General features: G+C 60.3%; 25 protein-coding genes and 1 tRNA gene. 6 read left to right on the top strand and 20 right to left on the bottom strand.

Annotated features, from left to right (window positions below; all coding sequences use genetic code 11):
- Position 1: 1 nt before the first annotated feature.
- The 10 genes from AC0L24_RS02580 to AC0L24_RS02535 form a co-directional block, all read right to left on the bottom strand.
- Positions 2-1,144, bottom strand: coding sequence for a glycosyltransferase family 4 protein (locus tag AC0L24_RS02580; RefSeq protein WP_127810979.1), 1,143 nt, complete (start codon positions 1,142-1,144; stop codon positions 2-4).
- The gene (locus AC0L24_RS02575) at positions 1,141-2,298 is read right to left on the bottom strand and encodes a glycosyltransferase (RefSeq protein WP_292692712.1); all 1,158 of its coding nucleotides are present in this window, start codon (positions 2,296-2,298) and stop codon (positions 1,141-1,143) included. Before AC0L24_RS02575 ends, AC0L24_RS02580 begins: the two co-directional genes overlap by 4 nt.
- Positions 2,276-3,085, bottom strand: coding sequence for a class I SAM-dependent methyltransferase (locus tag AC0L24_RS02570; RefSeq protein WP_473563386.1), 810 nt, complete (start codon positions 3,083-3,085; stop codon positions 2,276-2,278). The genes AC0L24_RS02575 and AC0L24_RS02570 overlap by 23 nt, the downstream gene beginning before the upstream one ends.
- A 5-nt stretch (positions 3,086-3,090) precedes the next feature.
- Positions 3,091-3,867, bottom strand: coding sequence for a class I SAM-dependent methyltransferase (locus AC0L24_RS02565; RefSeq protein WP_164748853.1), 777 nt, complete (start codon positions 3,865-3,867; stop codon positions 3,091-3,093).
- On the bottom strand, positions 3,860-5,128 hold the full coding sequence (locus AC0L24_RS02560) for a polysaccharide biosynthesis protein (RefSeq protein WP_127810982.1): 1,269 nt from the start codon (positions 5,126-5,128) through the stop codon (positions 3,860-3,862). The genes AC0L24_RS02565 and AC0L24_RS02560 overlap by 8 nt, the downstream gene beginning before the upstream one ends.
- The gene (locus AC0L24_RS02555; protein ID WP_164873884.1) at positions 5,125-5,955 is read right to left on the bottom strand and encodes a glycosyltransferase family 2 protein; all 831 of its coding nucleotides are present in this window, start codon (positions 5,953-5,955) and stop codon (positions 5,125-5,127) included. Before AC0L24_RS02555 ends, AC0L24_RS02560 begins: the two co-directional genes overlap by 4 nt.
- 97 nt (positions 5,956-6,052) lie before the next feature.
- Positions 6,053-7,078 carry an NAD-dependent epimerase gene (locus AC0L24_RS02550; RefSeq protein WP_127395597.1) on the bottom strand — a complete coding sequence of 342 codons (1,026 nt, stop codon included), beginning with the start codon at positions 7,076-7,078 and terminating at the stop codon, positions 6,053-6,055.
- Positions 7,078-8,352 carry a nucleotide sugar dehydrogenase gene (locus AC0L24_RS02545; RefSeq protein WP_127810984.1) on the bottom strand — a complete coding sequence of 425 codons (1,275 nt, stop codon included), beginning with the start codon at positions 8,350-8,352 and terminating at the stop codon, positions 7,078-7,080. Before AC0L24_RS02545 ends, AC0L24_RS02550 begins: the two co-directional genes overlap by 1 nt.
- Positions 8,353-8,395: 43 nt before the next feature.
- The gene (locus AC0L24_RS02540; RefSeq protein ID WP_245481759.1) at positions 8,396-9,673 is read right to left on the bottom strand and encodes a sugar transferase; all 1,278 of its coding nucleotides are present in this window, start codon (positions 9,671-9,673) and stop codon (positions 8,396-8,398) included.
- A gap of 365 nt (positions 9,674-10,038) precedes the next feature.
- Positions 10,039-10,629, bottom strand: coding sequence for a biotin transporter BioY (locus AC0L24_RS02535; protein ID WP_023808554.1), 591 nt, complete (start codon positions 10,627-10,629; stop codon positions 10,039-10,041).
- A 117-nt stretch (positions 10,630-10,746) separates the two neighbouring features.
- Here AC0L24_RS02535 and AC0L24_RS02530 point away from each other — a divergent pair, with 117 nt between their 5' ends.
- On the top strand, positions 10,747-11,655 hold the full coding sequence (locus AC0L24_RS02530; protein ID WP_127327126.1) for an MBL fold metallo-hydrolase: 909 nt from the start codon (positions 10,747-10,749) through the stop codon (positions 11,653-11,655).
- A gap of 33 nt (positions 11,656-11,688) precedes the next feature.
- On the opposite strand, the gene AC0L24_RS02525 is transcribed toward AC0L24_RS02530, so the two are convergent.
- Genes AC0L24_RS02525 through AC0L24_RS02505 form a run of 5 tightly spaced genes read right to left on the bottom strand, consistent with a single transcriptional unit; the run spans position 11,689 to position 16,397 of the window.
- Complete coding sequence (locus AC0L24_RS02525) at positions 11,689-12,624, bottom strand: phosphorylase family protein (protein WP_245481760.1); 936 nt, start codon at positions 12,622-12,624, stop codon at positions 11,689-11,691.
- Positions 12,621-13,412 carry an ABC transporter permease gene (locus AC0L24_RS02520; RefSeq protein WP_127810985.1) on the bottom strand — a complete coding sequence of 264 codons (792 nt, stop codon included), beginning with the start codon at positions 13,410-13,412 and terminating at the stop codon, positions 12,621-12,623. The genes AC0L24_RS02525 and AC0L24_RS02520 overlap by 4 nt, the downstream gene beginning before the upstream one ends.
- Positions 13,405-14,277, bottom strand: a complete 873-nt coding sequence (locus tag AC0L24_RS02515; RefSeq protein ID WP_245481910.1) for an ABC transporter permease — start codon at positions 14,275-14,277, stop codon at positions 13,405-13,407. The genes AC0L24_RS02520 and AC0L24_RS02515 overlap by 8 nt, the downstream gene beginning before the upstream one ends.
- A 5-nt stretch (positions 14,278-14,282) precedes the next feature.
- Positions 14,283-15,320, bottom strand: a complete 1,038-nt coding sequence (locus AC0L24_RS02510; RefSeq protein WP_127396569.1) for an ABC transporter ATP-binding protein — start codon at positions 15,318-15,320, stop codon at positions 14,283-14,285.
- A 36-nt stretch (positions 15,321-15,356) separates the two neighbouring features.
- Positions 15,357-16,397 (bottom strand): ABC transporter substrate-binding protein, encoded by a 1,041-nt coding sequence (locus AC0L24_RS02505; protein ID WP_127327122.1) that lies wholly within the window; start codon positions 16,395-16,397, stop codon positions 15,357-15,359.
- A gap of 198 nt (positions 16,398-16,595) precedes the next feature.
- On the opposite strand from AC0L24_RS02505, the gene AC0L24_RS02500 reads away from it, so the two are divergent.
- Positions 16,596-17,594 (top strand): LacI family DNA-binding transcriptional regulator, encoded by a 999-nt coding sequence (locus tag AC0L24_RS02500; RefSeq protein ID WP_127810987.1) that lies wholly within the window; start codon positions 16,596-16,598, stop codon positions 17,592-17,594.
- Positions 17,595-17,665: 71 nt separating this feature from the next.
- On the opposite strand, the gene AC0L24_RS02495 is transcribed toward AC0L24_RS02500, so the two are convergent.
- Both AC0L24_RS02495 and AC0L24_RS02490 read right to left on the bottom strand, forming a co-directional pair.
- Complete coding sequence (locus AC0L24_RS02495; RefSeq protein WP_127810988.1) at positions 17,666-18,451, bottom strand: DUF1499 domain-containing protein; 786 nt, start codon at positions 18,449-18,451, stop codon at positions 17,666-17,668.
- An 80-nt stretch (positions 18,452-18,531) separates the two neighbouring features.
- Positions 18,532-20,160: a fatty-acid--CoA ligase gene (locus tag AC0L24_RS02490; protein WP_127395679.1), complete on the bottom strand. Its 1,629-nt coding sequence runs from the start codon at positions 20,158-20,160 to the stop codon at positions 18,532-18,534.
- A 183-nt stretch (positions 20,161-20,343) separates the two neighbouring features.
- On the opposite strand from AC0L24_RS02490, the gene AC0L24_RS02485 reads away from it, so the two are divergent.
- Complete coding sequence (locus tag AC0L24_RS02485; protein WP_013532740.1) at positions 20,344-20,700, top strand: hypothetical protein; 357 nt, start codon at positions 20,344-20,346, stop codon at positions 20,698-20,700.
- Positions 20,701-20,845: 145 nt separating this feature from the next.
- The gene (locus tag AC0L24_RS02480) at positions 20,846-21,235 is read left to right on the top strand and encodes a DUF427 domain-containing protein (RefSeq protein WP_473563384.1); all 390 of its coding nucleotides are present in this window, start codon (positions 20,846-20,848) and stop codon (positions 21,233-21,235) included.
- Positions 21,236-21,274: 39 nt separating this feature from the next.
- Here the strand turns inward: AC0L24_RS02480 and AC0L24_RS02475 are convergent, their stop codons facing one another.
- The 3 genes from AC0L24_RS02475 to ppdK form a co-directional block, all read right to left on the bottom strand.
- Entirely contained in the window at positions 21,275-22,015 is a 741-nt protein-coding gene (locus tag AC0L24_RS02475) for a polysaccharide deacetylase family protein (protein ID WP_127395678.1), read from the bottom strand.
- Between the two features lie 169 nt (positions 22,016-22,184).
- Entirely contained in the window at positions 22,185-23,288 is a 1,104-nt protein-coding gene (locus AC0L24_RS02470) for a glycosyltransferase family 9 protein (protein WP_127395677.1), read from the bottom strand.
- A 118-nt stretch (positions 23,289-23,406) separates the two neighbouring features.
- Complete coding sequence (gene ppdK / locus AC0L24_RS02465) at positions 23,407-26,085, bottom strand: pyruvate, phosphate dikinase (RefSeq protein WP_127395676.1); 2,679 nt, start codon at positions 26,083-26,085, stop codon at positions 23,407-23,409.
- Between the two features lie 221 nt (positions 26,086-26,306).
- On the opposite strand from ppdK, the gene AC0L24_RS02460 reads away from it, so the two are divergent.
- Positions 26,307-26,651 carry a VOC family protein gene (locus AC0L24_RS02460; RefSeq protein ID WP_127290804.1) on the top strand — a complete coding sequence of 115 codons (345 nt, stop codon included), beginning with the start codon at positions 26,307-26,309 and terminating at the stop codon, positions 26,649-26,651.
- 128 nt (positions 26,652-26,779) lie between these two features.
- A tRNA-Gln gene (locus AC0L24_RS02455) sits at positions 26,780-26,854 on the top strand.
- Positions 26,855-26,967: the final 113 nt, after the last annotated feature.

Here is a 26,967-nt window from a genome sequence, read left to right as displayed (position 1 = left end):
CTCATTTCGTCGCAAGGGCGCTCAGTCTTTCTATCTGCAGCATGTACTTCTCGATGACGATCGTTTCCGAAAACTGCCGCTCGACCTTGTTTCTGCTCTGGGCTCCCATCCTGTCCCTGGACGAGTCGTCCAGCCGCGCAAACTCGACCATCTTGCTCGCAAGGTCATCAGGGTCCCTCACCTTGCATAGGAAGCCATTGACCGCGTGGTCCACCACTTCCCTGCATCCTGGCACGTCGGTTGCGATCAGCGGCTTGCCCATCGCAGCCGCCTCGAGCAGCGAGCGCGGCGTTCCCTCCCTGTAGGAGGGCAACACGACACAATCCGCGGCACCAATGAAAGGCCGCACATCGTCGGTGGAGCCGAGATATTCGACCAATCCCTCGCCAACCCATTTTTCCACGTGTTCGCGGCTGACCGCGGTCCGGTTTTCGACATCAAGAAAGCCGAGTAGCTGGAAACGCACTCCGGGCACCTCACGGCAAACCCGACGGGCCGCCGTGATGAACTCGCCGACACCCTTGTCCCAGAGAAGCCGGGCCACGAGAAGAAAGATGATGGCGCCAGACCCGGTGCGCGCTTCGGGCGAAGGGGCAAAACGCACGAGGTCGATGCCGGAGCCAGGCAAAAGCGCGGTTCGATCCTTGCGAACCAGGCGTTCGTCGACGAACAGCATCCGGTCATCGTCATTCTGGAAGAAAACCATTTTGGAACGGGCCAATGCCACCCGGTACAAGGCCTTGGCAATCCTGAGCAGCAGACCACCGCGGACGAACGCTGTCCCCAATCCCGAAATGTTGTTGATGACGGGAATGCCGTTCAGATTGGCCGCGATGGAGCCGAACACATTGGGCTTGATCGTGAAGCCGACAAAGGCCAGCGGTCTCTCGCGCCGCAAGAGACGCCAGTAGCGCCACAGAAGGACCAAATCCCGCAACGGTGACGTGCCGGAATTGTCCATGTCGAGTTCGACATAGCGGCAGTCCATGGCCGCAATCAGCGGAGAATACTCGTCTCTCGGCGCGACGACGACCACGTCACAGCCGCGGCTCCGCAGCGCCTCGATCAGTCCCTTGCGAAAATTGACGACATTCCAGGATGTGTTTATCGAGACGACTATCTTGTTGCGAGCAACGGCCGTCATCGCTGCCCACCCGGATATGACAACGGCGTTCTCAACAGCATATCCGCAAACCGATCCGGCGATCTTTCCGACAAGGTCTTTCCGTACAAGGCCGACCGATCACCGCCTTGAATGACCTTCAGCAGTGCTTCCGCAATTTCCGACGCGCCAAAGCCGGCTGAAATCTCCAGGCCCGACAGCATGTCCAGATCTCCCGCACAGGGGGTGGTGACGATGCCGGGAATCCGGCAAGCCATCATTTCCAGAAGGACGTTGGGAAATCCCTCCGTCGCCGACGTGAGCATGCCGGCACGCGCTGCGCGAAACAGCGGAAACGGGTTGTCTCTCTGGCCGAGCAGATTTACTCGCGAGGTCAGATCAAGCTTGCCGGCGCGGGCTCTCAACTCCGCTTCCATGGGGCCAGAGCCAACCATGGTCAGCTCATAATCCTCGCCGGTCCTTCGTCTGACTTCGGCCAGCACATCAACCGCGATCGTCGGACGCTTCACATCAATCAGCCGGCCGCACCAGACTATCTGCGGACGGCGGGAAAGTATCTCGGCGTCGTGCCCGGACAATGCTTCCATGGACATTTTGACGATGAGATCTTCGTCGACCGGGTTGGGCAAAGTACACAGCTTGGCGATTGCTCGCCGGGGCAATACGTCACGCAGGCGTTCATTCATATAGCTCGTTTGCGCGACTATCATGTCCTGGCTGCCATAGGCAGCATAGAGCGCCTTGTAAGCGAGCGCGCGAGGACCCTTGAAGCGATCCAGAAGTACCGTGGACTCGCGGGCGACCAGCCTATGGCTGCGGAGAAGTCCAACGCATCGGGCGGCAGCCAGAAACGAGTTTACCCGTGCGTGGCTCGAGAACACCAAATCGTACCGACGCCGGATCAGCCGCGGGGCGAGCAAAAACTCGCTCATGGCCTTGCCGCCGCCATAGCCGTAGCTGCACCGAATTCCGTCCTGGTGTGATCCAGCGGCCTCGCCCGCCGCCTGGCTACCCAAGAAGCCGATTTCGACGTCCCAGTCGGGTCGCCTCGCGAGTGCGCGCGCAACAAGTTTCAGGATGGTTTCGGCACCGCCTCTTCTGTCGAGCGGAATGGCGATCAGCGCGAGCTTCCTTTTCATGGGCCGCGGGAACTCACTGTTTTCGCCGAAAGACATAGGCGTAGGTTTCAGCGGCATCCTTGCGGAGAAACAGGGCCGAAACGCCTAACCAGATGCGCCAGACAAGAAAGGCCGGCACGAAAAAATAGAAGTAGGAGCTTTTCCAGAACAGACGGCGCTCGACAAGTTCCAGGTCGTTCCGTTCTGCGATTGTCTCGACGTCGCTGGGCAAGCACTTGTCGTAGAAAGCCGGAAAACCGTCATGACCCATGCCCTTTTCAGGATAGATCGCAAAAAGCAGCCGTCGCTTCATCCCCTCCGGCAGGACCCGATTCAATCTGGCAAAAACGGAGTTGCGCGAGGGCGAGAAAATGGCAACCATGCCTCCCGGTTTCACGCAACTGGCAATGCCGCGCAGGGCGCCCTCGCCATCACGGACGTGCTCGAGCGTTGCCTGGCAAAAGACGACGTCAGCATCGCCCCTCCCCCTAAACGAGGTAAGGTCCGCTTCAATCTCCTCGTCGTATATTCCGCGTGGCGCTTTCGACAACTCTTCCGCGTCGAGGTCGAGCCCAACGACAAAAAGCCCAAGGCGCCGCTTCTCCGAAAGACTGACGAACGGCCTGGCACCCCCGCCAAGATCGTAAACCCGTGCGTTTGAAGTAAGTAAGGGAGGTGCTATCTCCGTCGCAAAGGTCCGGTTGCCGTCGATGCGAAGGCGCTGCGGCAGAGCACTGTCCAGGAACTCGGAAATGGCCACATTCGCGCGAACAAACTTTCGCAATATCGACACTGCTTCACCACCGGTTTCGTTTGGCGATCTGCGCCCACTCGGATTTGACATCCGCGCTATATCCTGTGGAAGACGTAGAGCCGCGTATGATGCGAAAATGGGCCGAGCAACCGGTCCACAGCAGCACGCAAGCCTCTCAGGATTCCATTCTTGCTGTCGTACCAGGCCTGCATCGGCTTGGAGAAAAATGTCTCGTCCTTCAGCCCCTTGAAGCCTCCCCTCGGCTGTGATTCCAGAAGCTTGAAGCCGTGCTGTTCGAAACTGGAAACAATCGAAGACGGCTCAAGAACGAACTGGTAAAATCCGGCCTGTTCACCTGGAAACCTGGGATAGAGACCCATTCTGATCTTCAGCCGTCGGAGAGGAGAAATGCTCGGCACTGTCACGAAGGCAACTCCTCCTGACCGGATGATGCGCTTCATCTCCAATGCGATCTCATCGTAACCGTCGAAGAAGTGCTCGATCACCCCCAGAGACCACACCCCATCGAAGAATTCGTCCGCGAAGCCCGTCGCTCGAACATCCCCCACGGTCACTTGCAAATGGGGCGCGGCACGATTCACCATCCCCACGGTCTTCTGCGCGAAGTCGATCCCGTAGGCGGAAAAGCCTGCCTGGTCGAGGCCATGGACCGTATTGGCCAAGCCACATCCAGCGTCCAGGATCTTGGCCGATCCGGTCAGGTATCGCTTGGTGGTTTCAACGACAAAGCGATCCGGCCTCAAGACAATCCCTTCGGCCCAGTGAGAATCCCAATAGTCGTCATCAGCCACCGTGCCGACATGGACGATGCGCCTGTTTTTCTCGTCGTAGAATGCTTTCTTCTCATTCATTTCTGGCATCCGGACCGACCATCAAAACGGTGCGCTGTTTCGCACCAGGCCCTTGATCTGCAATCACATTCCTCAATGCGAAAAAGGAACAGCCAGCGGCAACGACATATCCGAACAAAAATGCCATTTCACTGCCAAGAGGCACCCGCCACCAAAGGCCCAATGCCGCCAGACAACAGCAAGCCAACGCCCCTATCGCGTAGGAATAGGTCAACGCCATCGCTTTGCTCGACCGAAGCGCAAACGGATCGATGATCACTTTTTTCGTCCTGTTGACCAGAACAGCACAAGAAACGATCCCGAACACCACAGGATCAAAAGACTTCCCCAGCCATCCGGATGCATGGCCCGAGAAAAACAGGCCAACTATTCCGGCCGCGGCCACGGTCGCAAAAATGAGTGCGATGGCCGCTCCCTCGAACAGTCCGCGCCGAAACTGCCTGACGTTTCCATTTGCGGCACTGAGAAACGCCCTTGGCACAAATACGAAGCTGGCCGCATTCATGAAGAAGCCGACGGACCGTTGTGAAAGATCGACGCAAAACGAGAAGACACCGAGATGGGTCTCGGAGCCAAGCAACAAAACAATGTATCGAATGCCGACAAACACGCCGCTCTCGGCCAGATTGCTCAACACAAATCCCCAGCCTGTAACCAGAGACCCGGCAAGATAGGAAAAGCCAGGCCGTCTCAGATTCATAGGTCCCAGGAAGGCAAATGAAATCAGCGCTCCGACGAAATAGCTGAGCGAAAAGGCTGCAAGAGCCGAGCCTACTTTCGCATCGCCGACAAGCAGGATTATGGCTCCTGCCTGGTATGCGACGGCCTGGCCAATCGCCGACCAACCGTACGCCCACAAACGCAGTTGTGACCTCAAAATCTCTTGAAGTGCGGTGTGCAAGCCGAAAGAAACGATGATGGTCGCGGCAACGGCATTGCCAAATCCCAGCCACGTCATTGCCAGTCCAGCCAGAACGACAAACAACACCACAACTGCCAGCACGGTCAAAATGGACGATACGTACTCTCTACCCATTCCCGCGGCATGCATTTTTGCGGAAACCGGCATTATCGAATAGGTCGCGACTCCAAAAACAAGTGTCGAAATAAATGAAACTGTCGCAATCGTCGTGCTGAAAACACCGTACTGTCCAGTCTCCAGATGGCTGCCGATGTACAGCAACGTCGCTATGTTCAGAAGACCAGGAACAATTCGTATTACGATGGCTTCCACCAACTTCCACAGGCTGGCTTCTTTCATGAAGTCACCCGCACGAATGACCTCTTGAGCAAGAACGGGAAACTCAAGACACCAAAGCTCAAACAGGCAAGAACCGCCTTGCCCAAGAACCGAACTGACCGATATCGTCCTAGCCAGAACGCCTTGATGTAGTTCAAGTTCAGCAACAACATCGGGTATGCATTTTGTCGCTGAAGAAGCCGAATCCTTGCCGTCATCCCCTCCGGCAAATATCGTTTTTGTCCAATCTCGACATTGACACAGATAACGTCGTATTCGATCGCCAATCTGGACCAGAGAAGAGATGTTGGAACGCGGCGGAACCGCCCCGCTGGGGGCACGGCAACCCGTTTAAGCAAAGGAGTTTTGATGACCTCCTTCTTGTCGCCGACCACCCGTTCGTCGGCCCGCATCTTTATCAGGTTTGTCCGTTCCGACGGAAACGGCTCTGCTGCCGTCTCTGGGTGGCCAAGAGCCATCGAGAACACAAAACCCGCAATCTTCTCATCGACACCTCTCTGCGAGAGGTGCTCACAGACTTCCGGCAGGCGATCGGTGAAGAGATCGTCGTCATCATCGAAGACCATGCAATAGTCGCCAGTGGCGGAAGCAATCGCCGAAAACATCGCGCGGCCTCTGCCGTCATTCGGGCCGGTGGTGACCACCAAACTGGCATCGCGAGATGCGATTTCCGCAAGCGCTTCGTTCGTTCCGTCGGTCGAACCGTCGACATGGACGCATATCTGCAATGGGCAGTCCGTACGCAACAGTTGCTGAACCAGCGCCGCAACGCGATCCCGCCGATTGAACGTGGGGATGCAGACGCTCAATAGCGCCTGGGACTGCAATGGATTGCAGACTGCCTGTTTGCGAGCCGTATCGATTCCATCTGCTCCTGGTTACGCGATCATGGAACAGCGCGGATCAGCCGGGAAACGCCGAGCCTTATCCCCGCGCAAAATACGCCTTGTACCACTCGACGAACCGCCCGACGCCCTCGGTCACCGTCGTCGCCGGGCGGTAGCCGACCGCCTGCTCCAGCGCCGAGGTGTCGGCGAAGGTATCGGGCACGTCGCCGGGCTGCAGCGGCAAGAGTTCGACGATGGCTTTGCGGCCCAGCGCGTTTTCCAGCGCCTCGACATAGGCGGTCAGCTTCACCGGGTTGTTGTTGCCGATGTTGAAGATGCGCCAGGGGGCGCTGCTTGTGGCCGGATCGGGACGGCTGGAGTCCCAGGCGGCATTGCCCGTGGCCGGGCTGTCGCTGGCGCGGATCACGCCTTCGGCGATGTCATCGACATAGGTGAAGTCGCGCGTGTGGTTGCCGTTGTTGAACAGCTTGATCGGCTCGCCGGCCAGGATGTTCCTGGTGAACAGGAACAGCGCCATGTCCGGGCGACCCCAGGGACCATACACCGTGAAGAAGCGAAGCCCGGTCGTCGGCAATCCGAACAGATGGCTGTAGCTGTGCGCCATCAGTTCGTTGGCGCGCTTGGTCGCGGCGTAGAACTGCAGCGGATGGTCGGCCGGACGATGCTCGGAAAACGGCATGTCGGTGTTGGCACCGTAGACACTCGACGTGCTGGCATAGGTCAGGTGCGCGACGGCGCTGTTGCGGCAGGCCTCCAGCATGTTGGTGTAGGCGATGATGTTGCTTTCGACATAGGCATGCGGGTTTTCCAGGCTGTAGCGAACCCCGGCCTGGGCGGCGAGATGGATCACCCGGTCGAATGCATGGTCGGCAAAGCAGGCGTCGACCACGCTCTTGTCGGCGAGATTGCCGCGGATGAAATGATAGCCGGCATTGGTCTTGCGGCTCGCCTCGTCCAGAAGCCGCAGCCTCGCCTCCTTGATCTCCGGATCGTAATAGTCGTTGACGTTGTCGATGCCGACGACCTCGTCACCGCGCTCCAGCAGCCGCTTCGCTACGTGATATCCTATGAAGCCGGCCGCGCCGGTGACCAGAACCTTCATCAGAAACGCCCATCCGTGACATGCCTGGGGAACAGACCCTTGATGTCGTAGATGACGCCCGGGGTCTTGCAAAGCGCCATCAGGCCGTCGACGCCTAACGCGCGGAACTGCCTGTGGCCGACGGCCACGATAACGCCGTCATAACGCATGTCGGGAATGTCCTTCATGCTGGCTACGCCGAAGGCACGCGCGCATTCCTGCGCGTCGACCCAGGGGTCCCATATGTCGATGCCGGCGTTGTATTCCTTCAGTTGGGCAACGATATCGGCGACCTTGGAATTCCTCAGGTCCGGACAATTTTCCTTGAAGGCCGCGCCCATCACCAGAATCCGGCTGCCAACGACAGGTATTCCCTTGCGCATCATCAGGCGGGCCGTCTGATCCGCCGCGTGCCGACCCATGCCGTCATTGATACGGCGGCCAGCAAGAATCACCTCCGGATGATAGCCGAGTTCCTGGGCCTTGTGGGTGAGATAGTAGGGATCGACGCCGATGCAGTGGCCGCCGACGAGACCAGGCGTGAAGCGCAGGAAATTCCATTTGGTGCCGGCGGCTTCCAGCACTTCGGACGTGTCGATGCCGAGCTTGCCGAAGATAAGCGACAACTCGTTCATCAGCGCGATGTTGAGGTCGCGCTGAGTGTTCTCGATGACCTTGGCCGCTTCGGCGACCGCAATGCTCGAGGTACGGTGTGTGCCTGCCGGCACGATCGAGGCATAGAGCGCATCGATACCTTCGGCCGCTTCCGGCGTCGAGCCGCTGGTGACCTTGACGATCGTTTGCAACCGATGCTCGCGGTCGCCCGGATTGATGCGCTCGGGACTGTAGCCGAGGAAGAACCCCTCATTGTAGCGCAGGCCCGAATGTTTCTCGATCAGCGGCGCGCACACCTCTTCCGTGCAGCCGGGATAGACCGTCGATTCGAAGATCACCACCGCGCCTGGCGATATGACCTCGCCGACAAAAGTCGATGCCATGATCAGCGGTTTCAGATCCGGACGGTTGGCCCTGTCGATCGGCGTTGGAACCGTGACGATGAAAATCCCGCAATCGCGCAGATCGGCCTTGTCGGTGGTGAATGTCAGCCGCGACGCAGCACTGATCTCATCGCTGCTGGCTTCCAGCGTATGGTCGTCGCCACGCCTCAGCGCGTCCACCCTCGACTGGTCGATGTCGAAACCGACGACATCCCTGCCGGCGCCGAAGGCGACCGCCAGCGGCAGGCCGACATAGCCAAGCCCGATGATCGCTATTTTCCTGGAGGCGAGATCCATCTGCTTCCTGCGCTTGCTATTCCAGAGCCATGCTTCGCATTGGTTATCTCGCACCAAAGCCGGTAAGCATCGTTTTCAGCGTCTTGAGAGTTATCAAAACGTCCAGCCAAGGCGAAAAGTTCTTTATGTAATAGAAATCATAGTGCAATTTTTCCATAACGTCATCGACGGCAGCCACATGCCCCTGATTTACTTGTGCCCACCCACTTATGCCCGGCCTGACGATATGCCTGTAGCGGTAGAATGGCAGCTCAGCCTCGTACCACTGCGACAGCACGACAGCTTCCGGCCGCGGCCCGATCCAACTCATTTCGCCACGCAGGATGTTGATGACCTGCGGCAGTTCGTCGATCCTGGATTTTCGCAGGAAACGCCCGACTCTGGTGATGCGGTCATCGTCGTGCCTGGTGATCGCCCTTTCCTTTTCGCTGCCGGCGCCAGAGTGCTCGCGCATCGAGCGAAACTTGTAGACCGTGCAGATCTTGCCCCGGTAGCCCATGCGTTGCTGGCGAAACAGCGCAGGACCATCGGAATCCAGCCGGATCAGCAGCGCTATCAACGCCAGAACGGGGGAAAGAACGATGATCAAGACAAGTGCCGAGACCCAGTCGACCGCCTGCTTGATCTTGAGATAGGCCTGGTTCGGATTGAGCGAACCAAGCGTGTTTTCCGACAGGTGCTCGATCTCGACCCGACCGGTCAGCGACTCTCTGACCTGCTTGACGTGGTATACGGGCGTTCCCGAAAGGGCCCGATCCGCGATGTATCGTTCCCATTCCGCGCCAAGATCGGCACGCAGATCAACGACCACGCCGCTGGCTCTTTCGATTATCGTACTGGTCGACTTGATCCAAAACCAATGCACACCCGGTAACGTCTTGAGGCGCTCGACATCTCCGCCGGGAATCACCACGAGCCGGTACGGATCGAGACGCCGCGTCAACAGGCTCAGGCCGAAGTACCAGAGCGTGGACTGCGTGAAACTGGCGGCAGCCTGAAACCGGCTGTACTCGAACCGAAAAAAGAAGATGGTCAGGAAAACAGCCCCGTAGGACAGGGCAAATGTCGGCAAGATGTAACTTGCCGCGGCCACGCCTGGGAAATTTCCGATGCGGCGATAAGACAAGAAGCCCACAAGGTGCGCGATGACCGCAGCGGCTACTGTTACCTGAAGATTGGCCGAATAGATGAATTCAGGATTGAAGACAATCCGGATGATCGCCGGCGCAAAAATCGCGAATGTCAGTCCGCCAAGCAGTTGAAACCGAATCCTGAACAGGAAGTGCCGGCTTCCGACAATAGTCGACGCTGCGACATTCAACGTCTTCCCCCCTTCCCCGAAGCTGCCGTATCGGCGACAGACCAGCGCGATAGCGCATCTGACCTGATCGTTCACAACAACGAATCGGACGTCTCGCCCCCCGGCGATTCGATACAGTCGAAGACCAAGAGCTACGACAGCGCGGTCGCGCCAGCAAGCATCTATTTCTCAGATCAACAGTTCGGGAAATTGAAAAGCCTAGGCTAATAAAGCGACTTAATGATCATTACTGAAGATGTCGCAGCGTCTAGGGCGATCTAACCGACAATCTATCGAGGTTGGCGGACATCAGACCGGAAATCCGCCAGTGACGCCGCTCCGGCCAGTGGCTTGATTGCCCCTGGCCGTTTCTTCGATCGCGCGCTTCAGCCGCGCTTCAGCAGCGTCCAGACGGCCGGCACCAGGCTTGCCGCGAGCGCCACCTTGATCAGGTCGCCGACGATGAACGGCACGACGCCGAACTGCCACGACTTTTCCGGACCGATGAGCAGCGCCAGCCAGGCAAAGCCCATTGCCATCATGACGACTTCGCCAACCAGCATGGCGTTGAAAAGCTTGATTGGATGGCGGTCCCAGCCGCGATCCGCCGCCCAGCCGACAATTGCCGCCATGACCACGAAGCCGGCGAGATAGCCGCCGGTCGAGCCGAGCATGTAGGCAATGCCGAGACCCTTTTCAGGCGTGCTCTGGAAGACGGGGAAGCCCATGGCGCCCTCGGCCATGTAGAGCAGCAGGGTGGCGACGCCGAGACGCATGCCGAAGGCGGCGGCGATCAGCAGCACGGCCAGCGTCTGCATCGAAATGTCGACCGGCCCGAGCATTACCTTGGTCTTGGCCGACAGTGTCAGCACAAGCGTTCCGGCGATGGCCAGGAAAAGCTGCGTTGCCAGCCGCGCCGCGCCGTTTTGCGGCAGAGCCAGAGAAACAAGCGGACGCATCGTAGTTGCAATTGCCATGGTATTTCCCCAATCCGATTGCCGCACTCCGATGTTCGCGGCCTCACATCCTCCTATATTGGCTTGCGTGTTGTGCGGCAATCGGTTTTGCCGTTTCCCGAAACAAGGCACCGATGCATGGCACTGAAATTCGATACCGGCTTCGACCCCTTCTATGGCCAGGGGGTGAATGTCGCGCCCGATGTCCAGCGCATCACGGCCCGCAATCCAAGCCCCTTCACCTTTCACGGCACCAACAGCTACGTTGTTGGCCGCGATACGCTGGCGGTGATCGATCCGGGGCCGGAGGACGAGGCGCATCTGCGGACCCTGATCGAGGTGATCGCAGGCCGGCCGGTCAGCCATATCTTCGTCAGCCACACGCATCGCGACCACTCCCCGCTGGCGGCCCGGCTGAAAGAGCGCACCGGCGCCCTCGTGCTGGCAGAGGGGCCGCACCGGCCGGCAAGAGCCCTGCATATCGGCGAGACCAATGCGCTCGATGCCAGTGCCGACACGGCTTTCATCCCTGATGTCGCCCTGCCCGACGGCGAGGTGGTCGACGGCGACGGCTGGTCGATCAGGACGGTTCTGACCCCGGGCCACACCGCCAATCATGCGGCGTTCGCGCTGCAGGGAACCGGCATCCTGTTTTCGGCCGATCATGTCATGGCCTGGGCAACCTCCATCGTCGCCCCGCCGGACGGGGCGATGGCCGACTACATGGCCTCGCTGGACCGCTTGATCGAACGCGGGGACCGCTTGCTGTTGCCAGGACATGGCGGGCCGGTGACAGCACCGCGCGCTTTCATGCGCGGGTTGAAGACGCATCGCAAGATGCGCGAGCGCGCCATTCTGGAGCGGGTCAAAGAGGGGGACCGGACGATCGTGGACATGGTCAAGGCGATCTACAGGGACACCGACCCGCGGCTGCATGGCGCCGCCGGATTGTCGGTGCTTGCCCATCTCGAGGATCTGACGGCGCGCGGCCTGGTCACGACAGACGGCGACCCGGCCATCACCGGTATTTTTGTGCCGGCAAGCTAAGATCGGCGCGAGCTCATCTGCGCCCTTTATACTCTAGAAGCGGCTGGAGCGCTCTGCCGGTTGGGGCGACTTCAAGCCCTGGCAAGAGCATTCAGGATCAGTTGGAAGTCGTGCCGCGGTCTCCAGCGCAACCCGCGAGGCGGTCATGGAGAGGCTCGGCAACACATGCTCCTGCAGCAATTCCTGGCGACTGCGGTCCATATAGTCGTTGAAACCCGCGGTCACGAACGCAAGCGGCACGAAACAAGCGCCGATTTCGCGCGACAGGGTCGCCTCGGGGGCGATGGAATGGTTGAGCACATCCGCGCCCATGCTTCGATAAGCCAAAGCCTCGGCTGGGGTTGTCAGTCGAGGCCCGTAACAATGGGCAGCCACCAACTGCTGCTCGATGCCATGAACCCGGCATTCGGCTGGCCAATGACGGCGGGCCGTCTCAACCAGAACCGCCGCACATCTTGGACATACGATCTGCTTGCCCGAGCAGTCAAAGCTCTGGCGGTCTGGAAGCAGTGAAAAAGGCGTCTGCGTCAGTTCGATGATATCGGCAGTCACCACCATGTCGCCGGGTTGAATCGCTTTGTTGACGGCTCCAACGGTCGAGCAGGCTAGGACTTGCTTTACACCCGCGTTCATCAACACCCAGAACGCCCGGCGATGGCAGGAATGGTCGATATGGTCGCGCGGATTGCCGTGCGAATACATGCACAACGCACGTTTCGTTCTGCCTTCCGCAGTAATCGAGGCATCGAACTCGATCAGCTTCCAGTTGTCGCTGCGGCCGAAAGGCGTTTCAAAACTAATGTCACGCCGCAAGGTGCGCACACCATCGAATTCGATATCTTCCGGGAAGGCCAGCCCCCAGTTTGCCGACCCGGTGATGATGGCCAGTCCTACCTGAGGTATGTCCGCTGCGTGATCCGCCGGATCACTGGCTATCTGATTTGTGAGCATGTTTCCAATTTCAGTCATGATTTTTGGTGTAAAGTCACGATCAAGACGACGACCACGACCATGGCGGTCCACACCGTTGAGATCGCCGCGATGGTCGGATCGATCTGATCGCGCAGAGATATGAACATGAGCTTCGGCAGCGTGCTGTTTTGACCACTCGAGACGAAGATCGAAATGACGGATTCGTCGAGTGATGTCAGGAAGGCCATCAATATGGCCGACAGCAGACTGATCTGAAGCTGCGGGACAATTATGCCGCCGATGGCTCTCGCCCAGTTCGCGCCGAGGCTGCGCGCCGCCTGAACTTGGTTCCAGTCAAAGCGGGCCAGAGCGGGCAACAGCACAATGCACACGACAGGAATGGCCAACACCACATGCCCGACCAGCACGCCGAATAGCGTTCCGACCAGATGTTGCGCCGCCAGCACAAAGAAGAGACCGATCGCAAGCAGGATTCCTGGCACGATGGACGGGGTGAGCAGAATGCCCTGAATGGTAACAGCGGCCTTTCCGCCGAGCCGATTTATCGAAATGCAGGCCAGCAGCCCCAAGGGTACCGCGAGCATAGCTGTCAATGTTCCAAGAACCAGGCTCGTCCTGAGCGCAGCCATCCACGTCGCCGAACCGAAAAAATGATCGTACCAGCGCAATGAATATGCGCGCGGCGGGAACTCGAGAAGGTCGGACGCCGAAAAGGACAGCGGCGCGACCACGAGCGTTGGCAGCATCAAGAACGCCAGCACGAGTGCGGAAAAGCCCCACAGACAGATGCGGGACAGCCTGTTGTCCGGATAGGCCTCAAGCATGGGACGCACCGTCGCGCGTCAGCAGTCGCCGTGCCGACAGGAACATCACACCGATCAGAGCCATGACAACGAGGAGCAGAATGCCCAGGACGCTCGCCGACCCCCAATCCTGAAAGGTCGATAGCGTGCGCTCGATCCGGGTGGAGAGAGGATTTACCTTGCCGCCGCCCAGCACCGCCGGCGTGATGAAGAAGCCGAGCGTATAGATGAAGACGATGATCGACCCCGAGAAGATGCCGCCGGCCGAAAGCGGCAGAATGACCGTGCGGATCGTTTGCCCGAGAGTGGCGCCCATGCTCGCCGCCGCACGAATGAGGTTGGCGTCGATATCGCGCATCGCGGCATAAACCGGCAGCAGAAAGAGCGGCAGCATGTAGTGAACCATGCCGATCAGCGTTCCCGTGAAATTGTAGACCAGCGGCAATGGCTCAGCTGTCAGGCCTGAACCCGTCAAAGTTGCGTTGATCAGGCCATCGCGCCGCAACAGCACCAGCCAGCCATAGGTGCGCACCAGAATGGAGGTCCACAATGGCAGCATGACGAAGGCCATCAGCAAATTGGCCACCCTAGGTCTGGCGCTGGCCAGGGCGAGCGCCAGGGGAGTACCGAGAAGAATGCAGATCGCCAGCGTGCCCAGGGACAATTCAAGGGTTGTGACCAGTGCCGACCATGTCAGCCCGCTCGAAAGCACCTTCTCGTAGTTGCCGAGAGTGTATTCGCCATCCGTGGTCAGGAACGATTGCCGGATGATCCACAGGATAGGCAGTATCGCAGCCAGCCCAACGATGAACAGCGCCGGCAGAGAAAGTGAGAGGAAGAACCGCCGCTCTCGTCTTGCGTCTGCCGCAAGCGCGGGATTCGCCATGACGGTCACGCCCTAGCTCCTGGCATCGCGTGAACTTTTGCGGCTGGTGCAAAGGCGGTCATCGACTGGCCGGTGGCAAGCTCGGCGCAGCCGCTGGCCAGGGCTGCCGGAATGCAGACAAGAACTTCTTGCCCGCCGTCCAGCACAAGCGTCAGAAGCCAGTTCTCGCCGCGAAACACCTTGGCGCGCAGTGTTCCTTCGAGCGCGACGCCATCTCGTCCGACGAGCTTTGCATCAAGATGGAAGCTTTCCGCGCGGATCATCAGGGCTTCGGGCGATGTATCGGCGCCGTCGATTCTGCGCACGAGGCCTGGGGCTATAATGTTGGCCTCGCCTAGGAATTCCGCGACGAAGCGGGTCGATGGATGATGATAAATCCGCTGTGGCGTATCAATCTGCTGGATACGGCCGGAATCCATGACCGCGACCCTGTCAGACATAATCAGCGCTTCGCGCTGGTCATGCGTCACATAGATGGTTGTGATCCCCAAATCATCGTGCAGACGTCTGATTTCATACTGCATGGTTTCGCGCAGACTCTTGTCGAGCGCCGACAACGGCTCGTCCATCAGCATCACGCGTGGTTCGAAGACGATCGCCCGCGCCAGTGCTACCCGCTGGCGCTGTCCGCCCGATAGCGCGGCAATGTTGCGCTCCGACAGATCTTCCAGCTTGACGCGGGCCAACGCCTCAAACGCCCGCTTTCGGACCTCAGATCTCGGCGCCTTGCGCAGTACCAGCGGGTACTCGACATTCGCGAGGACGTTCATGTGGGGAAACAGGGCATAGTTCTGGAAGACGATGCCGATGTCGCGCTTGTTGGGCGCCAGGCGGGTGATGTCCCGATCCCCCAACAAGAGTTTGCCGGAATCTGGCCGGACAAATCCGGCCAAGGCCATGAGCAAGGTCGTCTTGCCCGACCCCGATGGGCCTAGCAGCGTGAGGAATTCGCCAGCCTTGATGTCGAGCGAAACATCGTCCAGCGCGACGTAGGTCCCATAGGTTTTGCGAACGCTGTCGATGGTGATCGCGAGCGACTTCATCATGTGCTCCAGCCCTAGAGCCGATGTATTCGAAGCTTAGCGGCTCATCATTTCATCGAAGGCCCTCTGGGCAGCCTCGCCGTTCTTGACCCACCAATCCGCGTTCGAGAACACCGAAGTGCCGGCATTTTCAGGCGCGGTCGCAAGGGTCTTCAGACGGTCCGCGGGAATAAGGCCACCCTCATAGCCAGCAGGATTGACCGGGCCGTAAGCGATGAAATCGGTCAGCTTGGCCACGCGCGCAGGCTGTGTCATCGCAGCTATCAGCTTCATGGCCGCTTCCTTGTTCGGCGCCCCCTTCGGCACTCCAAGACAGTCAGTGCCAATGACGGAACCCTTGAACGTGTAGTCGGCCGCGCCGCCATCTTTTTTCACTGTCTCCGCCCGACCGTTCCAGGTAACGATCAAATCCGCCTCACCGTCTTTCAGCAACTGCGCCGACTGAGCGCCCGAGGTCCACCACACCGAGACATTTGGTTTGATTGCTTCGAGCCGCTTGATGGCGCGATCCAGACCCTCCGGCGTGCCGAGCACGGGATAAATGTCCGCCGGCGCCACGCCGTCGGAGAGCAGTGCGATCTCGATCGAGTCTTGAGCATTGGCGCGCAGCGCGCGACGACCAGGAAACTTGGCAACATCCCAGAATTCCGCCCACGTCTTCGGCGGGTTCTCGCCGTATGTCTTGGTATTCCATGACATGACGGTGCCATAGGAGTCGAACGGATAGCAGTAGTCGGACTTTGCGCCATCTGGCACCGACTTTGGGTCGATAATCTTGTAGTCGAGAGGCTCCAGCAGCGATTGTGCGGCAGCCTGTGCGCCTTCCGGTGAGCCAAGGTGAATGACGTCGGTCGTGATAGCCCCCGAGGTGACCTGCATCTTCAAGGCGGCTAGGCCGTCGCTTAGGGTCTCCTCGCGGACATCGTATCCAAGCTCTTTTGCAGCAGGACCCCACATAGCTTCCTTCATGGCATTACCATAGTCGCCACCCGCTGTCGTAATGGTGACTGTTTGAGCATGGGCGGGCAAAGCAGCCGAGATTGCAAATGCTGCTAAGGAAATGCGTAGCCAAGACATAGGTTCTCCTCCCGAAATTATGAAATGTCGCTCAAAATCGCCGTTTCTCTTTAATCGTAACGTTACGATTGCACTCAATCTAAACCGAGTCAAGCTGCTTCCCCGAGGAGTTAGGATTGACCGGGATATCGAATCCGGTAACGTCACGGCGCTTCAGCAGGAAATCAGCCGGCGATTTAGCAATGAAGGCGGGCGACAATGGCCAATCTAAAACAGCTCGCGGTGGAACTTTCCCTTTCGGTGACGACGGTTTCCCGCGCTCTGAAGGACGGGCCAGAAGTCCATCCCTTGACCATTGCACGCGTGAAAGACGCGGCGAAACGGGCCGGTTATCTGCCAAATCATCATGGCTACGCGCTCAAAACCGGCCGAACGCTGACGATAACGGCAGTATACCCGATGGAGACACAAGACCATCTGTCCGATCTATTGAAGCTTCCCTTGATCGAGGGCATGACGCTGGCGGCGCGGCAAGCGGGTTATAGTCTCTCCATCTATTCCACCACTCCCGATGACGATCCTGTCGAGAGTGTGCAGCGGCAGCTTCAAGCGCGCAGCACAGACGGACTGATCATCACGCGCATGGTGTCGGGCGATCCGCGAGTCAAGCTGCTGCTGGATGCAGGCATGCCATTCGTCACATTCGGAAGAACGGACCTGAACGTCGCATATCCTTACGTTGATATCGACAACGAACAGATTGCCTACGAGGCGACCCGACGGCTGATGGATAAGGGCTGTCGACGCATTGCATTGCAACTTCTCGTTCCGGAAGATCAGGCGAGTGCCATGCGTCTTGCCGGGTATCAAAGGGCGTTGGCCGAGGCCGGTATTCCGATCGACCAATCGCTGATCGGTCACGGCATGTTCACGATGGAATCGAGCGCAGGCTGGTTCGATCGCCTACTGGCGTCGTCAGATCGGCCGACCGGCTTGGCATGCGCCAACGAACTGGGCCTTCTCGGGGCGTTACATGCTCTTGGCAGAAGAGGTCTTGTGCCAGGGAGCGACGTCCACATCGTCGCTCGTGACAGCACGCGGCTTGCACGCTTCCTGCCGGCAAAGATCGGCGTTCATTTCGTGGATATGGCCGGGGTTGGACGCAAACTCATCGAGGTCCTGGAGAGCCGGATCATCGATCCGCTTGGCCCGGTCTCGACGATCTTGTTGCAGGGGAGATACGAGCCCGCTGAATAGTCTATCCGCAGACCCAACTTGCATTCTGCTGCGACATACGGATTCGCCTGACTACAACCCGGTTCTGAAAGTCACTCGGCTGGCGCGGCGCCGACCTGACCGGCGACTTCCTGGTCGAGCTCCGCCAGGAATTCGGTGATGCGCGCGGCATTGTCGCCAAGGTCGTAGCGGCCGTAGCGGGATGCCGACCGCATATCGACGATGACCGTGTCGCCATCGTCCGTCACGCGGATCGCCACATCGGCGGGAAGGCCGATCACGAAGCCCTTGGCGACGGCGGTGATGGTCACCTCGCTTTGCCCGGCGAGATCGGGATAGGGCTCCGACAGCTCCCAGTCGCGCCGGTCGAGTACGGTTTCGACGGCATTGACGACAGTCTCGAACGGCAGGTCGTAGCTGCGTGCGCTGACCAGCGGATAGCTATCGGCCTGCAGCCGCTGTTCCCCAGGCGTCGACGGTGCAAGCACGTTCATATCCTTCGTCCGGTCGCTCACGTCGAGCGTCGGCGGTTCGTCGAAATCCGTCGAGATATCCCTGAGCGGCGGATAGATCGTCGCCCAGTAGGCGGCGACGCCGTAGGGTGCGAGCACCAGCAGTGCCAGCAGCGCGCCGACCGTCAGGTCGCGGCCGCCGCGGTCGCCGAAATTCCACAGCCGCGAAAAGGCAAACCCGGCAAACAACAGCGCCATCGCCGCCAGCAGCGCGACAATGCCGAGCACCCACAGAAAGACAGGTGTTTCGACGAGATCGAAGCGATGGCCCACAAAGACCGTCAGCAGCAGCACCAACGAAAAAGCGGCCGTGCGCCGCGACCAGCCGGCCGCCTTCGACGTTTGCCGTTCAGGAATGCTAACCATCGTTTTCCGTGCTGCCCCAACCCGAACGGAGACTTAGTGCCTTTTTGCGATGGCATGAAGCCGAAACATGCGACATCGCGTCAATCGGTCGGCAAGCGATAGTCCTTGAATTGCTGGCGCAAGGTGATCTTCTGGATCTTGCCGGTTGCGGTGTGCGGAATTTCGCCGACGAAAGCGACATCGTCCGGCATCCACCATTTGGCCACCTTGCCATCCATGAACCCGAGAATGTCAGCCTTGGTCGGTTCCTTGCCCGGTTTGCGGACGACGACCAGCAGCGGCCGTTCGCCCCATTTCGAATGCTGAACGCCGATGGCTGCCGCCTCGGCGACATCGGGATGGCCGACAGCCAGGTTCTCGAGGTCGATGGTCGAAATCCATTCGCCGCCGGATTTGATGACGTCCTTGGCGCGATCGGTGATCTGCATGTAGCCGCCGGCGTCGATGTGGGCGACGTCGCCAGTGTCGAACCAGCCATCCTCATCGAACTGCTCCACGCCGGCGTCGCCATAATAGGCACGGGCAACGGCCGGCCCACGCACTTTCAGGCGGCCAAAAGTCTTGCCGTCCCAGGGCTGCTCGTTGTTGTCGTCGTCGGTCACCTTCATTTCGACGCCGAAGGGCGGGTAGCCCTGTTTCTGCTGGACGTCGAGCCGGGCTTCGCCCTCAAGACCAGCATGGTCCGGCTTCAGGGTACACAGCGTGCCGAGCGGCGACATTTCGGTCATGCCCCAGGCGTGGATAACCTGGACATCGTAGTTCTGCTGAAACTTGGTCATGATCGCGCGCGGGCACGACGAGCCGCCGATGACAACCTTGTTGAGATGGGGAAGCTCCTTGCCGGTCTCCTCCAGATGCTGCAGCAGCATCATCCAGACGGTTGGCACGGCGGCGCTGAAGGTCACTTTCTCGGTGTCGAGCAGTTCATAGATCGAGGCGCCATCCATCTTGCAGCCGGGCATGACCAGCTTGGCACCGATCATCGGCCCGCTCTGGCCAAGGCCCCAGGCATTGGCGTGAAACATCGGCACGACAGGCAGGATCGTATCGCGCGACGACAGTCCCATGGCGTCGGGCATGGCAGCGATCATGGCGTGCAGCACGTTCGAACGATGGCTGTAGACGACGCCCTTGGGATCGCCCGTGGTCCCGGACGTGTAACACATGCCGGCGGCGGTGCTTTCGTCGAAGGTCTTCCAGGCGAAGTCGCCATCCGCTTCGTCAAGCCAATCTTCATAGGCGACCGCGTTGGGCAATGTCGTCGGCGGCATATGCGCCCTGTCGGTCAGCACGATCACCTGTTTCAGCGACTTGACGGCGCCGGCGATCTTCTCGAGCAGCGGCACGAAGGTCAGGTCGACGAAGACTGCCTTGTCCTCGGCATGGTTCATGATCCAGACGATCTGCTCGGGAAACAGCCGCGGATTGAGCGTGTGGTAGATGGCGCCGATGCCCATGATGCCGTACCAGGCCTCGATATGGCGTGCGGTGTTCCAGGCCAGCGTGGCGATGCGGTCGCCCAGCCCATAGCCGTCGCGCTCGAGCCGCTGGGCGACCTTCAGGGCACGGCGATGGATGTCGGCGTAAGTGGTGCGCACGATCGGCCCCTCGATCGAGCGCGTCACGATCTCGCGCACGCCATGCTGCCGCTCGGCATTGTCGATGAGCTTATGGCAAAGCAGTGGCCATTCCTGCATCAGTCCCAGCATTCGATCCTCCCTCACGCTTTTGCGTTGTGCTTTTCGAGCTATTGTGGAGCGAACCGGCGGATTGTCCAGCCGCCAGCACCCCTGAGCGCCGCATTGGTGGAAAACCGCCACAATCCGGCCATCGTCGGCGTTAAGTTTCGTTAACGGGCAAAGGGGTGCGATTGGCGACTGAAAGAGGTTCGCATGGACGCGCAGCTCGACGACAAGGCTCTCGAGAGTACGCTTGCCGAAAGTCTGGCCGATCTGGTGCCGGACACAAAGACTGTTTCCGAAGATGAATTTGTTGAAGTTGTCGGCGGCGCGCTGGAAGCGGTCGGCGGCACGCTGCTGTTCAAGATGTGCGTCCAGAATCAGGGCGAGGACCAGCACGTCGCGGCCGCGTCAGTCGGCGATGGCGGAAACCGCCAGTTCCTGCTGCTCACCTTGCCTACCGGCGGCGGTTCCCTGAAGGTCGAGACCGTCTCGAGAAGCAGCAACCCGGTCGCCGGGATCGCTGCCGCCTATGCCGGTCTCATGGACGTGTTCAAGGCCGCCGCCTGACCGCTGACGACAAGTACCTCGAAGATTCCAGGGTCCGATTCATCAATGTCGGCCTCGGCAAGTTTTGCGGGCTGGATGGCGATAGCGGCCTTGCGCAACGGGCTTGCGCGACACACCTTAAGTCGACGCAAGGAGAGCCCCCCGCATGGTTCAGATCGCCAACCCCGCACCCGGTTTCCAACGCAACCCGGACAAAATCATCACTGTCGAGCCCTATGCCGGCACCGTTACCGTGCGTGTCGGAGACGTGGTCATCGCTTCAACAACGAAGGCCAAGGTGCTGACCGAGGCCCCCTATCCGGCGGCCTTCTACATTCCGTTCGCCGACATCGATTTCGGCAAGCTCGGCCGCACCGACCACTCGACCCATTGCCCCTACAAGGGCGATGCAAGCTATTGGAGCGTGCTGCCTGCCGGCGAGACCGGCCAGAACGCCATGTGGGCCTACGAGCGTCCTTTCGACGAAATGGCTGAAATCCGCAACCACGGCGCATTCTACGCAAGCAAGGTCACGATCGAAGCCAAACCGGACTGAGCCAACGCCGAAGGCATCGAGATCCGCTCGGCTGGCCAGTCACTCCGTCGTGCCGTTATTGCCGATGCCCTCGGCATCGTCGAGCCGCACAAAGGTCAAGCCTTTGGCCTTGAGCGCCAGCAGCCCCTGGACCACGCCTTCGCCGGCCGCATGGGTCGGCTGGTTGATGTGCGAGATGATGACGTCGCCATCCTTGGCCGCCGCGATGCGCCGGGCGGTCTCCTTGGCGCCAAGCAAAGAGCCGCCGTCGCCATTTATCGAGAATCCCGCGACCTTGAAGCCAAGCTTGCGGATCATGGCGATTGACGACGGGCTGTATTCGGCGGTTGCGCCACGAAACCATTTCGGCGCCGGCTCGCCGGTCCCGGTAAGAGCGGCGGCTCCCGATTCGACCTCGGCCAGCACCGCATCCGGGCTGCCGGCGCTGCGAATGCCATAGATTTTCCGCGGCGTGTCGACCGCCGGGACATGGTGGCCGCCATGATTTTCCAGTTCGAACAGATCGGGATGCGCCCGCATGATCTCGACGGCGGCGGCGTTTCGCTTCAGCCAGATGCCGGTCACGAAAATGGTGGCGGGGATCTTGTTGTCCACCAGCGCCGAAAGGATCCGGTTGTCGGTCTGTCCACCGCACGCGTCGAGCGTAAGCGCCACACGGCCGGCTCCGCTCGCCTGCGACTTGATGTGCAGCGTCGGCTCGACGAGGGGCGCGGCATGGCTGGCGGATGCCATCGCCCACGACAGGGCGATCATGCAGAGATTTTTTTGCAGCAGGCGCATCAAACCGATTCCCGGACCCGTCATTTCAAGCAGGCATCCCAACGACCCGCATGAAGGCGAAAATCGGGATGGCGCATAGCAGAAAAGCGCTCCGCGACAATGTGACCGTTCCTGTGGGCGACAGGTCATTCCACCGCGTCGAGAGCGGTCGTGCATGCGGCGCATGATCTCAGATGGCGTGTTCCAGTTTCATTTCGGTGCGCGAAAGAACCTCGCGCACCGCATCGACCACAGGCTTGACCTCCAGGCCCCAGACGCAGCATGCCTTGCTGGGATCCGGCGCGCGGCAGAGGTTTTCGGCCATGCAGGCGCAAGGCATCGGCGGCTGGAGCGAGATGCTCGGCACGCCGACGGGACCCCAGCGCGACGGCTCCGTCAGACCGAACAGCCCGACAACCGGGGTCCCAGTGGCCGCGGCCATGTGCATCGGGCCACTCTCATTGCCGAGAAACAGCCGGGCCTGTTTCAGCACCGCCAGCAGGCTTTCAAGCGACAGGTCACCGACGAGATTGACGACCGACGGCGCGGTCCTGGCGACGATACGTTCGGCGATCTCGCGCTCGTCCGGGCCACCCACCAGGACGACGTCCAGACCAGTCTCGCCGGCGATCTCGACGATCACTGCTGCAAACCGCTCCGGCTGCCAACGTCGGCCCTCGAAGCTTGCACCCGCATGTACCGCGATGAATGCGTTTGGCCTCAGATGGTGCTTACCCAGCAGCGCCAATGCTTTCGCCGTCTCCATTGGCAGCGGCTCAAGGTTTGGAATCACCGTGCGAAGTTCGATGCCGAGCGCTTCGAGCGGCGAGAGGTAGCGGTACAGGAAATGCTGACCATCAAAGCCGTAGGGCTTGGCAAAAACATTGGCGGGTTGCCGCTCCAACATACGCAAGGGTCTTTCGGAAGGACTGTAACCGACACGGGTCTTGGCGTTGACGAGCCCGGTGACGATGCGCGACGTCTTCGAGTCGGTCAGGTCGATGGTCAGGTCGAAACGGAAGCGGCGCAACGCCTGCACCATGGCGTAAAGCTCTTTCCCGCGCTCCAAGGACGTGCCGCGCATGCGGTCGCGCCTGAATGTGACCACCTCGGAAGCTATATCATGGGCGATCACGAAGCTCTCGAAGCGAGCCTCGCACAGAAAGACGATGCTGGCGCCGGGGAATGCGAGCCGCAGGTTCTTGGCGAGCGCCGAGGCGAGGACGAGATCGCCTATGAACTTGGTTTGGACGACCAGGATCGAGTGGAACGGCGCGGGAGAAATCTGCAGCATCTGTTTCCGGGAGCAATTTGCGGATAGCCGCAAATTGGGCAGGAACAATGTCGAGATTGCGCGACGCCGCCAGCACGTTCGCGTGAATTGCCTTACAAAACGGTAAGCTGGATGGATCCTATCGGCGGCCTGCCTTCGCAACCAGCACCGCAGCCTGCGCGGCCGCCAGCCTGGCGATCGGTACGCGATAGGGCGAACAGGACACGTAGTCGAGGCCGACCTCTTCGCAAAAGCGGATCGAGGCCGGATCGCCGCCATGTTCGCCGCAGATGCCGAGCTTGATGTCTGGCCGCGTCGCCCTGCCCTTTTGCGCGGCCATGCGCACCAGTTCGCCGACGCCGTCGATGTCGAGCGAGACGAACGGGTCCTGATCGATAATGCCCTTCTGGCGGTAGGTTTCCAGGAACGAGGCCGCATCGTCGCGCGAGATGCCGAAGGTCGTCTGGGTCAGGTCGTTGGTGCCGAAGGAGAAGAATTCGGCTGACTCTGCAATGACATGGGCACGGATCGCGGCGCGGGGGAGCTCGATCATCGTGCCAGTGAGATAGTCGATCTTGACGCCGGTTTCCTCCATGACGCTCTTGGCAACCGCATCGATGCGCGCCTTGACGTAATCGAGTTCCTTCACCAGGCCGACGAGCGGCACCATGATCTCGGGGACCACCAGAGCGCCGGCCTTCCTGCCGGCCTCCACGGCCGCCTCGAAAATGGCGCGCGCCTGCATCTCGGCGATCTCGGGATAGGAGACTGCCAGGCGGCAGCCGCGATGGCCGAGCATCGGGTTGAACTCGTGCAAGGCCTCGGTGCGCTGCCTGAGCTTGTCCGGCGACACCTTCATGGCGGCGGCGACCTCGGCCACCTCCTCCTCGGTCTTCGGCAGGAATTCGTGCAACGGCGGATCGAGCAGGCGGATCGTCACCGGCAGGCCGGCCATGATCTCGAACAGTTCGAGGAAGTCCGAGCGCTGCATGGGCAGAAGCTTGGCAAGTGCGGCGCGCCGGTCCTTTTCGGTGTCTGCCAGGATCATCTCGCGCATGGCGACGATGCGGTCGCCATCGAAGAACATGTGCTCGGTGCGGCAGAGGCCGATGCCTTCGGCGCCGAAGGAGCGCGCCATGCGCGCGTCGAGCGGCGTTTCGGCATTGGTGCGCACTTTCATGCGGCGGACCGCGTCCGCCCACTCCATGATGGCGGCGAAATCGCCGGAAAGTTCGGGCTGCAGCATCGGCACGGCGCCCTTCAGCACCTGGCCATTGCCGCCGTCAATGGTGACGATGTCGCCCTTGCGGAAGGTCGAGCCCATCGCCATCAGCGTGCCGGCCTTGTAGTCGACACGCAGCGAGCCGGCCCCGGAGACGCAAGGCTTGCCCATGCCGCGTGCCACCACCGCGGCGTGGCTGGTCATGCCGCCGCGCGTGGTCAGGATGCCTTCCGCCGCATGCATGCCGTGGATGTCTTCGGGGCTGGTTTCGATGCGCACCAGGATCGCCTTGCGGCCCTGCGTCTTCAATTCCTCGGCGTCGCCGGAGGAAAAGACGATCTCGCCGGTGGCGGCACCGGGCGACGCCGGCAGTCCGATGCCGATGACGTCGCGCGCGGCCTTGGGGTCGATAGTCGGATGCAGCAACTGGTCGAGCGAGGCCGGGTCGATACGGGCGACGGCTTCCTCTTTCGTGATCAATCTGTCGCGCGCCATCTCGACGGCGATTTTCAGCGCCGCCTTGGCGGTGCGCTTGCCGGAGCGGGTCTGCAGCATCCACAATTTGCCGCGCTCGATGGTGAATTCGAGATCCTGCATGTCGCGGTAGTGCTTCTCCAGACTGTCGGAGATGGTGACAAAGGACTGGAACGCGTCAGGCATCAGCTTCTGCAGCGACGGCCTGTCCGAGCCAGCTGCGATACGTGCCGCTTCGGTGATGTTCTGCGGCGTGCGGATGCCGGCGACGACGTCCTCGCCCTGCGCGTTCACCAGGAACTCGCCATAGAGCATCTTTTCGCCGGTCGAAGGGTTGCGCGTGAAGGCAACGCCGGTGGCCGAGGTTTCGCCCATATTGCCGAACACCATGGCCTGGACGTTGACCGCGGTGCCCCAGCTTTCGGGAATGTCGTGCAGCCGGCGATAGGTGATGGCGCGGTTGTTCATCCAGCTCGAGAACACGGCTGATATCGCGCCCCAGAGCTGCTCATGCGGATCCTGCGGAAAAGGCCTGCCGAGCTCTTCCTCGACCTTGGCCTTGTAGAGCGCGATGACGCCTTGCCATTCGAGCGCCGTGAGTTCGGTGTCGAGCTCGTGCCCGAGCCCCCCCTTCTGATCCTCCAGGATTTCCTCGAACACCTCATGGTCGAGGCCCATGACGACATCGGAATACATCTGGATGAAGCGGCGGTAGCTGTCATAGGCAAAGCGCGCGTCGCCGGAATCGGCGGCCAGCGCCTCGACCGTCTCGTCGTTCAGGCCGAGATTGAGCACGGTATCCATCATGCCGGGCATCGAGGCGCGAGCGCCCGAACGCACCGACACCAGCAGCAGTTTCGACGGGTCGCCGAACCGACGGCCGGTCAGCCGGCCGATGTGATCGAGCGCGACCGCGACATCGGCTTCCAACCCGGCCGGATAAATACGGCCGTTGGCGTAGTAGGCGTTGCAGACCTCCGTGGTGATGGTGAAGCCCGGCGGCACCGGCAGCCCCAGGCTGCACATCTCGGCCAGGTTGGCGCCTTTGCCGCCCAGGAGATTCCTGTCGCTGGCACGGCCTTCCGCCGCACCATCGCCAAAGGTGAAAACCCATTTGGTCATGCATCGCTCCGGTTGCAGGAGACTGGAAAGATTGGCGAAACGGAAAGTTCCGCCGGTCCGTCCTTGGAGCGATATGATGCTGCAGTGCGAAAGGCAAGACATCGGCAAAGCCACCTGGCCACTACAATCGATTAAGCAAAGCCGTGCTCCAGCATGCGGCAAAAAGACTTGCCAAGTCAGGAATTCTGGGGTAGAACATACAGTGAACAAACAGGTGCGCCATGAAACTGCCCGGAAAACTCGACTATCTGGAAATGCCCGCGACCGGTGGAACGCTGGACCGGCTGAAGGCTTTTTACAGTACCGCCTTTGCCTGGTCGTTCACCGATTATGGGCCGACCTATTCGGCCTTTGCCGAAGGCCTGGACGGAGGCTTCCAGGCAGATGCCGCGGAAGCGCCATCAAAGCCGCTGCCCGTGCTCTACAGCAGGGATCTGGAGCAAACCCTCGACGCTGTCGAAAGCGCCGGCGGCACGATCGTCAAACCGATCTTCCCGTTCCCCGGCGGCCGGCGCTTCCACTTCGTCGATCCAGCCGGAAACGAGATGGCGGTGTGGTCCGAATAGCCCGCTGCATATCATTTGCCAGCGCTGCGTTGCCTGCCCAATTCGAGCGTTCCAACCGTCACTCATAAGGATTGTGCTTTTTGGCTGCTCTGCTAATAACGCGCCGCACAAGCGACTCTGACGGCAATTGGGGCGTCGCCAAGTGGTAAGGCATCGGTTTTTGGTACCGACATTCCCAGGTTCGAATCCTGGCGCCCCAGCCATCCCGCGAAGGTCCGTTCCTGACACATGGGACCCGAGGGTACCTTTGCGACCTTCCATGAAGCCGATCAGCTAATAATTCGACTGTTTCATAAATCCAGATGAGCCAGTGCCA

The sequence above is a fragment of the Mesorhizobium sp. WSM4809 genome, from assembly GCF_055811655.1.
The sequence above is the reverse complement of the archived record's forward strand: the minus strand, read 5'-3'. Positions and strand labels throughout refer to the sequence as shown.

Bases quoted from the DNA above. Each gene is read 5' to 3' on its own strand.
- AC0L24_RS02580 (WP_127810979.1), bottom strand. From the start codon at position 1,144: ATGACGGCCGTTGCTCGCAACAAGATAGTCGTCTCGATAAACACATCC.
- AC0L24_RS02575 (WP_292692712.1), bottom strand. From the start codon at position 2,298: ATGTCTTTCGGCGAAAACAGTGAGTTCCCGCGGCCCATGAAAAGGAAG.
- AC0L24_RS02570 (WP_473563386.1), bottom strand. From the start codon at position 3,085: ATGTCAAATCCGAGTGGGCGCAGATCGCCAAACGAAACCGGTGGTGAA.
- AC0L24_RS02565 (WP_164748853.1), bottom strand. From the start codon at position 3,867: ATGAATGAGAAGAAAGCATTCTACGACGAGAAAAACAGGCGCATCGTC.
- AC0L24_RS02560 (WP_127810982.1), bottom strand. From the start codon at position 5,128: ATGAAAGAAGCCAGCCTGTGGAAGTTGGTGGAAGCCATCGTAATACGA.
- AC0L24_RS02550 (WP_127395597.1), bottom strand. From the start codon at position 7,078: ATGAAGGTTCTGGTCACCGGCGCGGCCGGCTTCATAGGATATCACGTA.
- AC0L24_RS02545 (WP_127810984.1), bottom strand. From the start codon at position 8,352: ATGGATCTCGCCTCCAGGAAAATAGCGATCATCGGGCTTGGCTATGTC.
- AC0L24_RS02535 (WP_023808554.1), bottom strand. From the start codon at position 10,629: ATGGCAATTGCAACTACGATGCGTCCGCTTGTTTCTCTGGCTCTGCCG.
- AC0L24_RS02530 (WP_127327126.1), top strand. From the start codon at position 10,747: ATGGCACTGAAATTCGATACCGGCTTCGACCCCTTCTATGGCCAGGGG.
- AC0L24_RS02525 (WP_245481760.1), bottom strand. From the start codon at position 12,624: ATGACTGAAATTGGAAACATGCTCACAAATCAGATAGCCAGTGATCCG.
- AC0L24_RS02520 (WP_127810985.1), bottom strand. From the start codon at position 13,412: ATGCTTGAGGCCTATCCGGACAACAGGCTGTCCCGCATCTGTCTGTGG.
- AC0L24_RS02515 (WP_245481910.1), bottom strand. From the start codon at position 14,277: ATGGCGAATCCCGCGCTTGCGGCAGACGCAAGACGAGAGCGGCGGTTC.
- AC0L24_RS02510 (WP_127396569.1), bottom strand. From the start codon at position 15,320: ATGAAGTCGCTCGCGATCACCATCGACAGCGTTCGCAAAACCTATGGG.
- AC0L24_RS02505 (WP_127327122.1), bottom strand. From the start codon at position 16,397: ATGTCTTGGCTACGCATTTCCTTAGCAGCATTTGCAATCTCGGCTGCT.
- AC0L24_RS02500 (WP_127810987.1), top strand. From the start codon at position 16,596: ATGGCCAATCTAAAACAGCTCGCGGTGGAACTTTCCCTTTCGGTGACG.
- AC0L24_RS02495 (WP_127810988.1), bottom strand. From the start codon at position 18,451: ATGGTTAGCATTCCTGAACGGCAAACGTCGAAGGCGGCCGGCTGGTCG.
- AC0L24_RS02490 (WP_127395679.1), bottom strand. From the start codon at position 20,160: ATGCTGGGACTGATGCAGGAATGGCCACTGCTTTGCCATAAGCTCATC.
- AC0L24_RS02485 (WP_013532740.1), top strand. From the start codon at position 20,344: ATGGACGCGCAGCTCGACGACAAGGCTCTCGAGAGTACGCTTGCCGAA.
- AC0L24_RS02480 (WP_473563384.1), top strand. From the start codon at position 20,846: ATGGTTCAGATCGCCAACCCCGCACCCGGTTTCCAACGCAACCCGGAC.
- AC0L24_RS02475 (WP_127395678.1), bottom strand. From the start codon at position 22,015: ATGCGCCTGCTGCAAAAAAATCTCTGCATGATCGCCCTGTCGTGGGCG.
- AC0L24_RS02470 (WP_127395677.1), bottom strand. From the start codon at position 23,288: ATGCTGCAGATTTCTCCCGCGCCGTTCCACTCGATCCTGGTCGTCCAA.
- ppdK (WP_127395676.1), bottom strand. From the start codon at position 26,085: ATGACCAAATGGGTTTTCACCTTTGGCGATGGTGCGGCGGAAGGCCGT.
- AC0L24_RS02460 (WP_127290804.1), top strand. From the start codon at position 26,307: ATGAAACTGCCCGGAAAACTCGACTATCTGGAAATGCCCGCGACCGGT.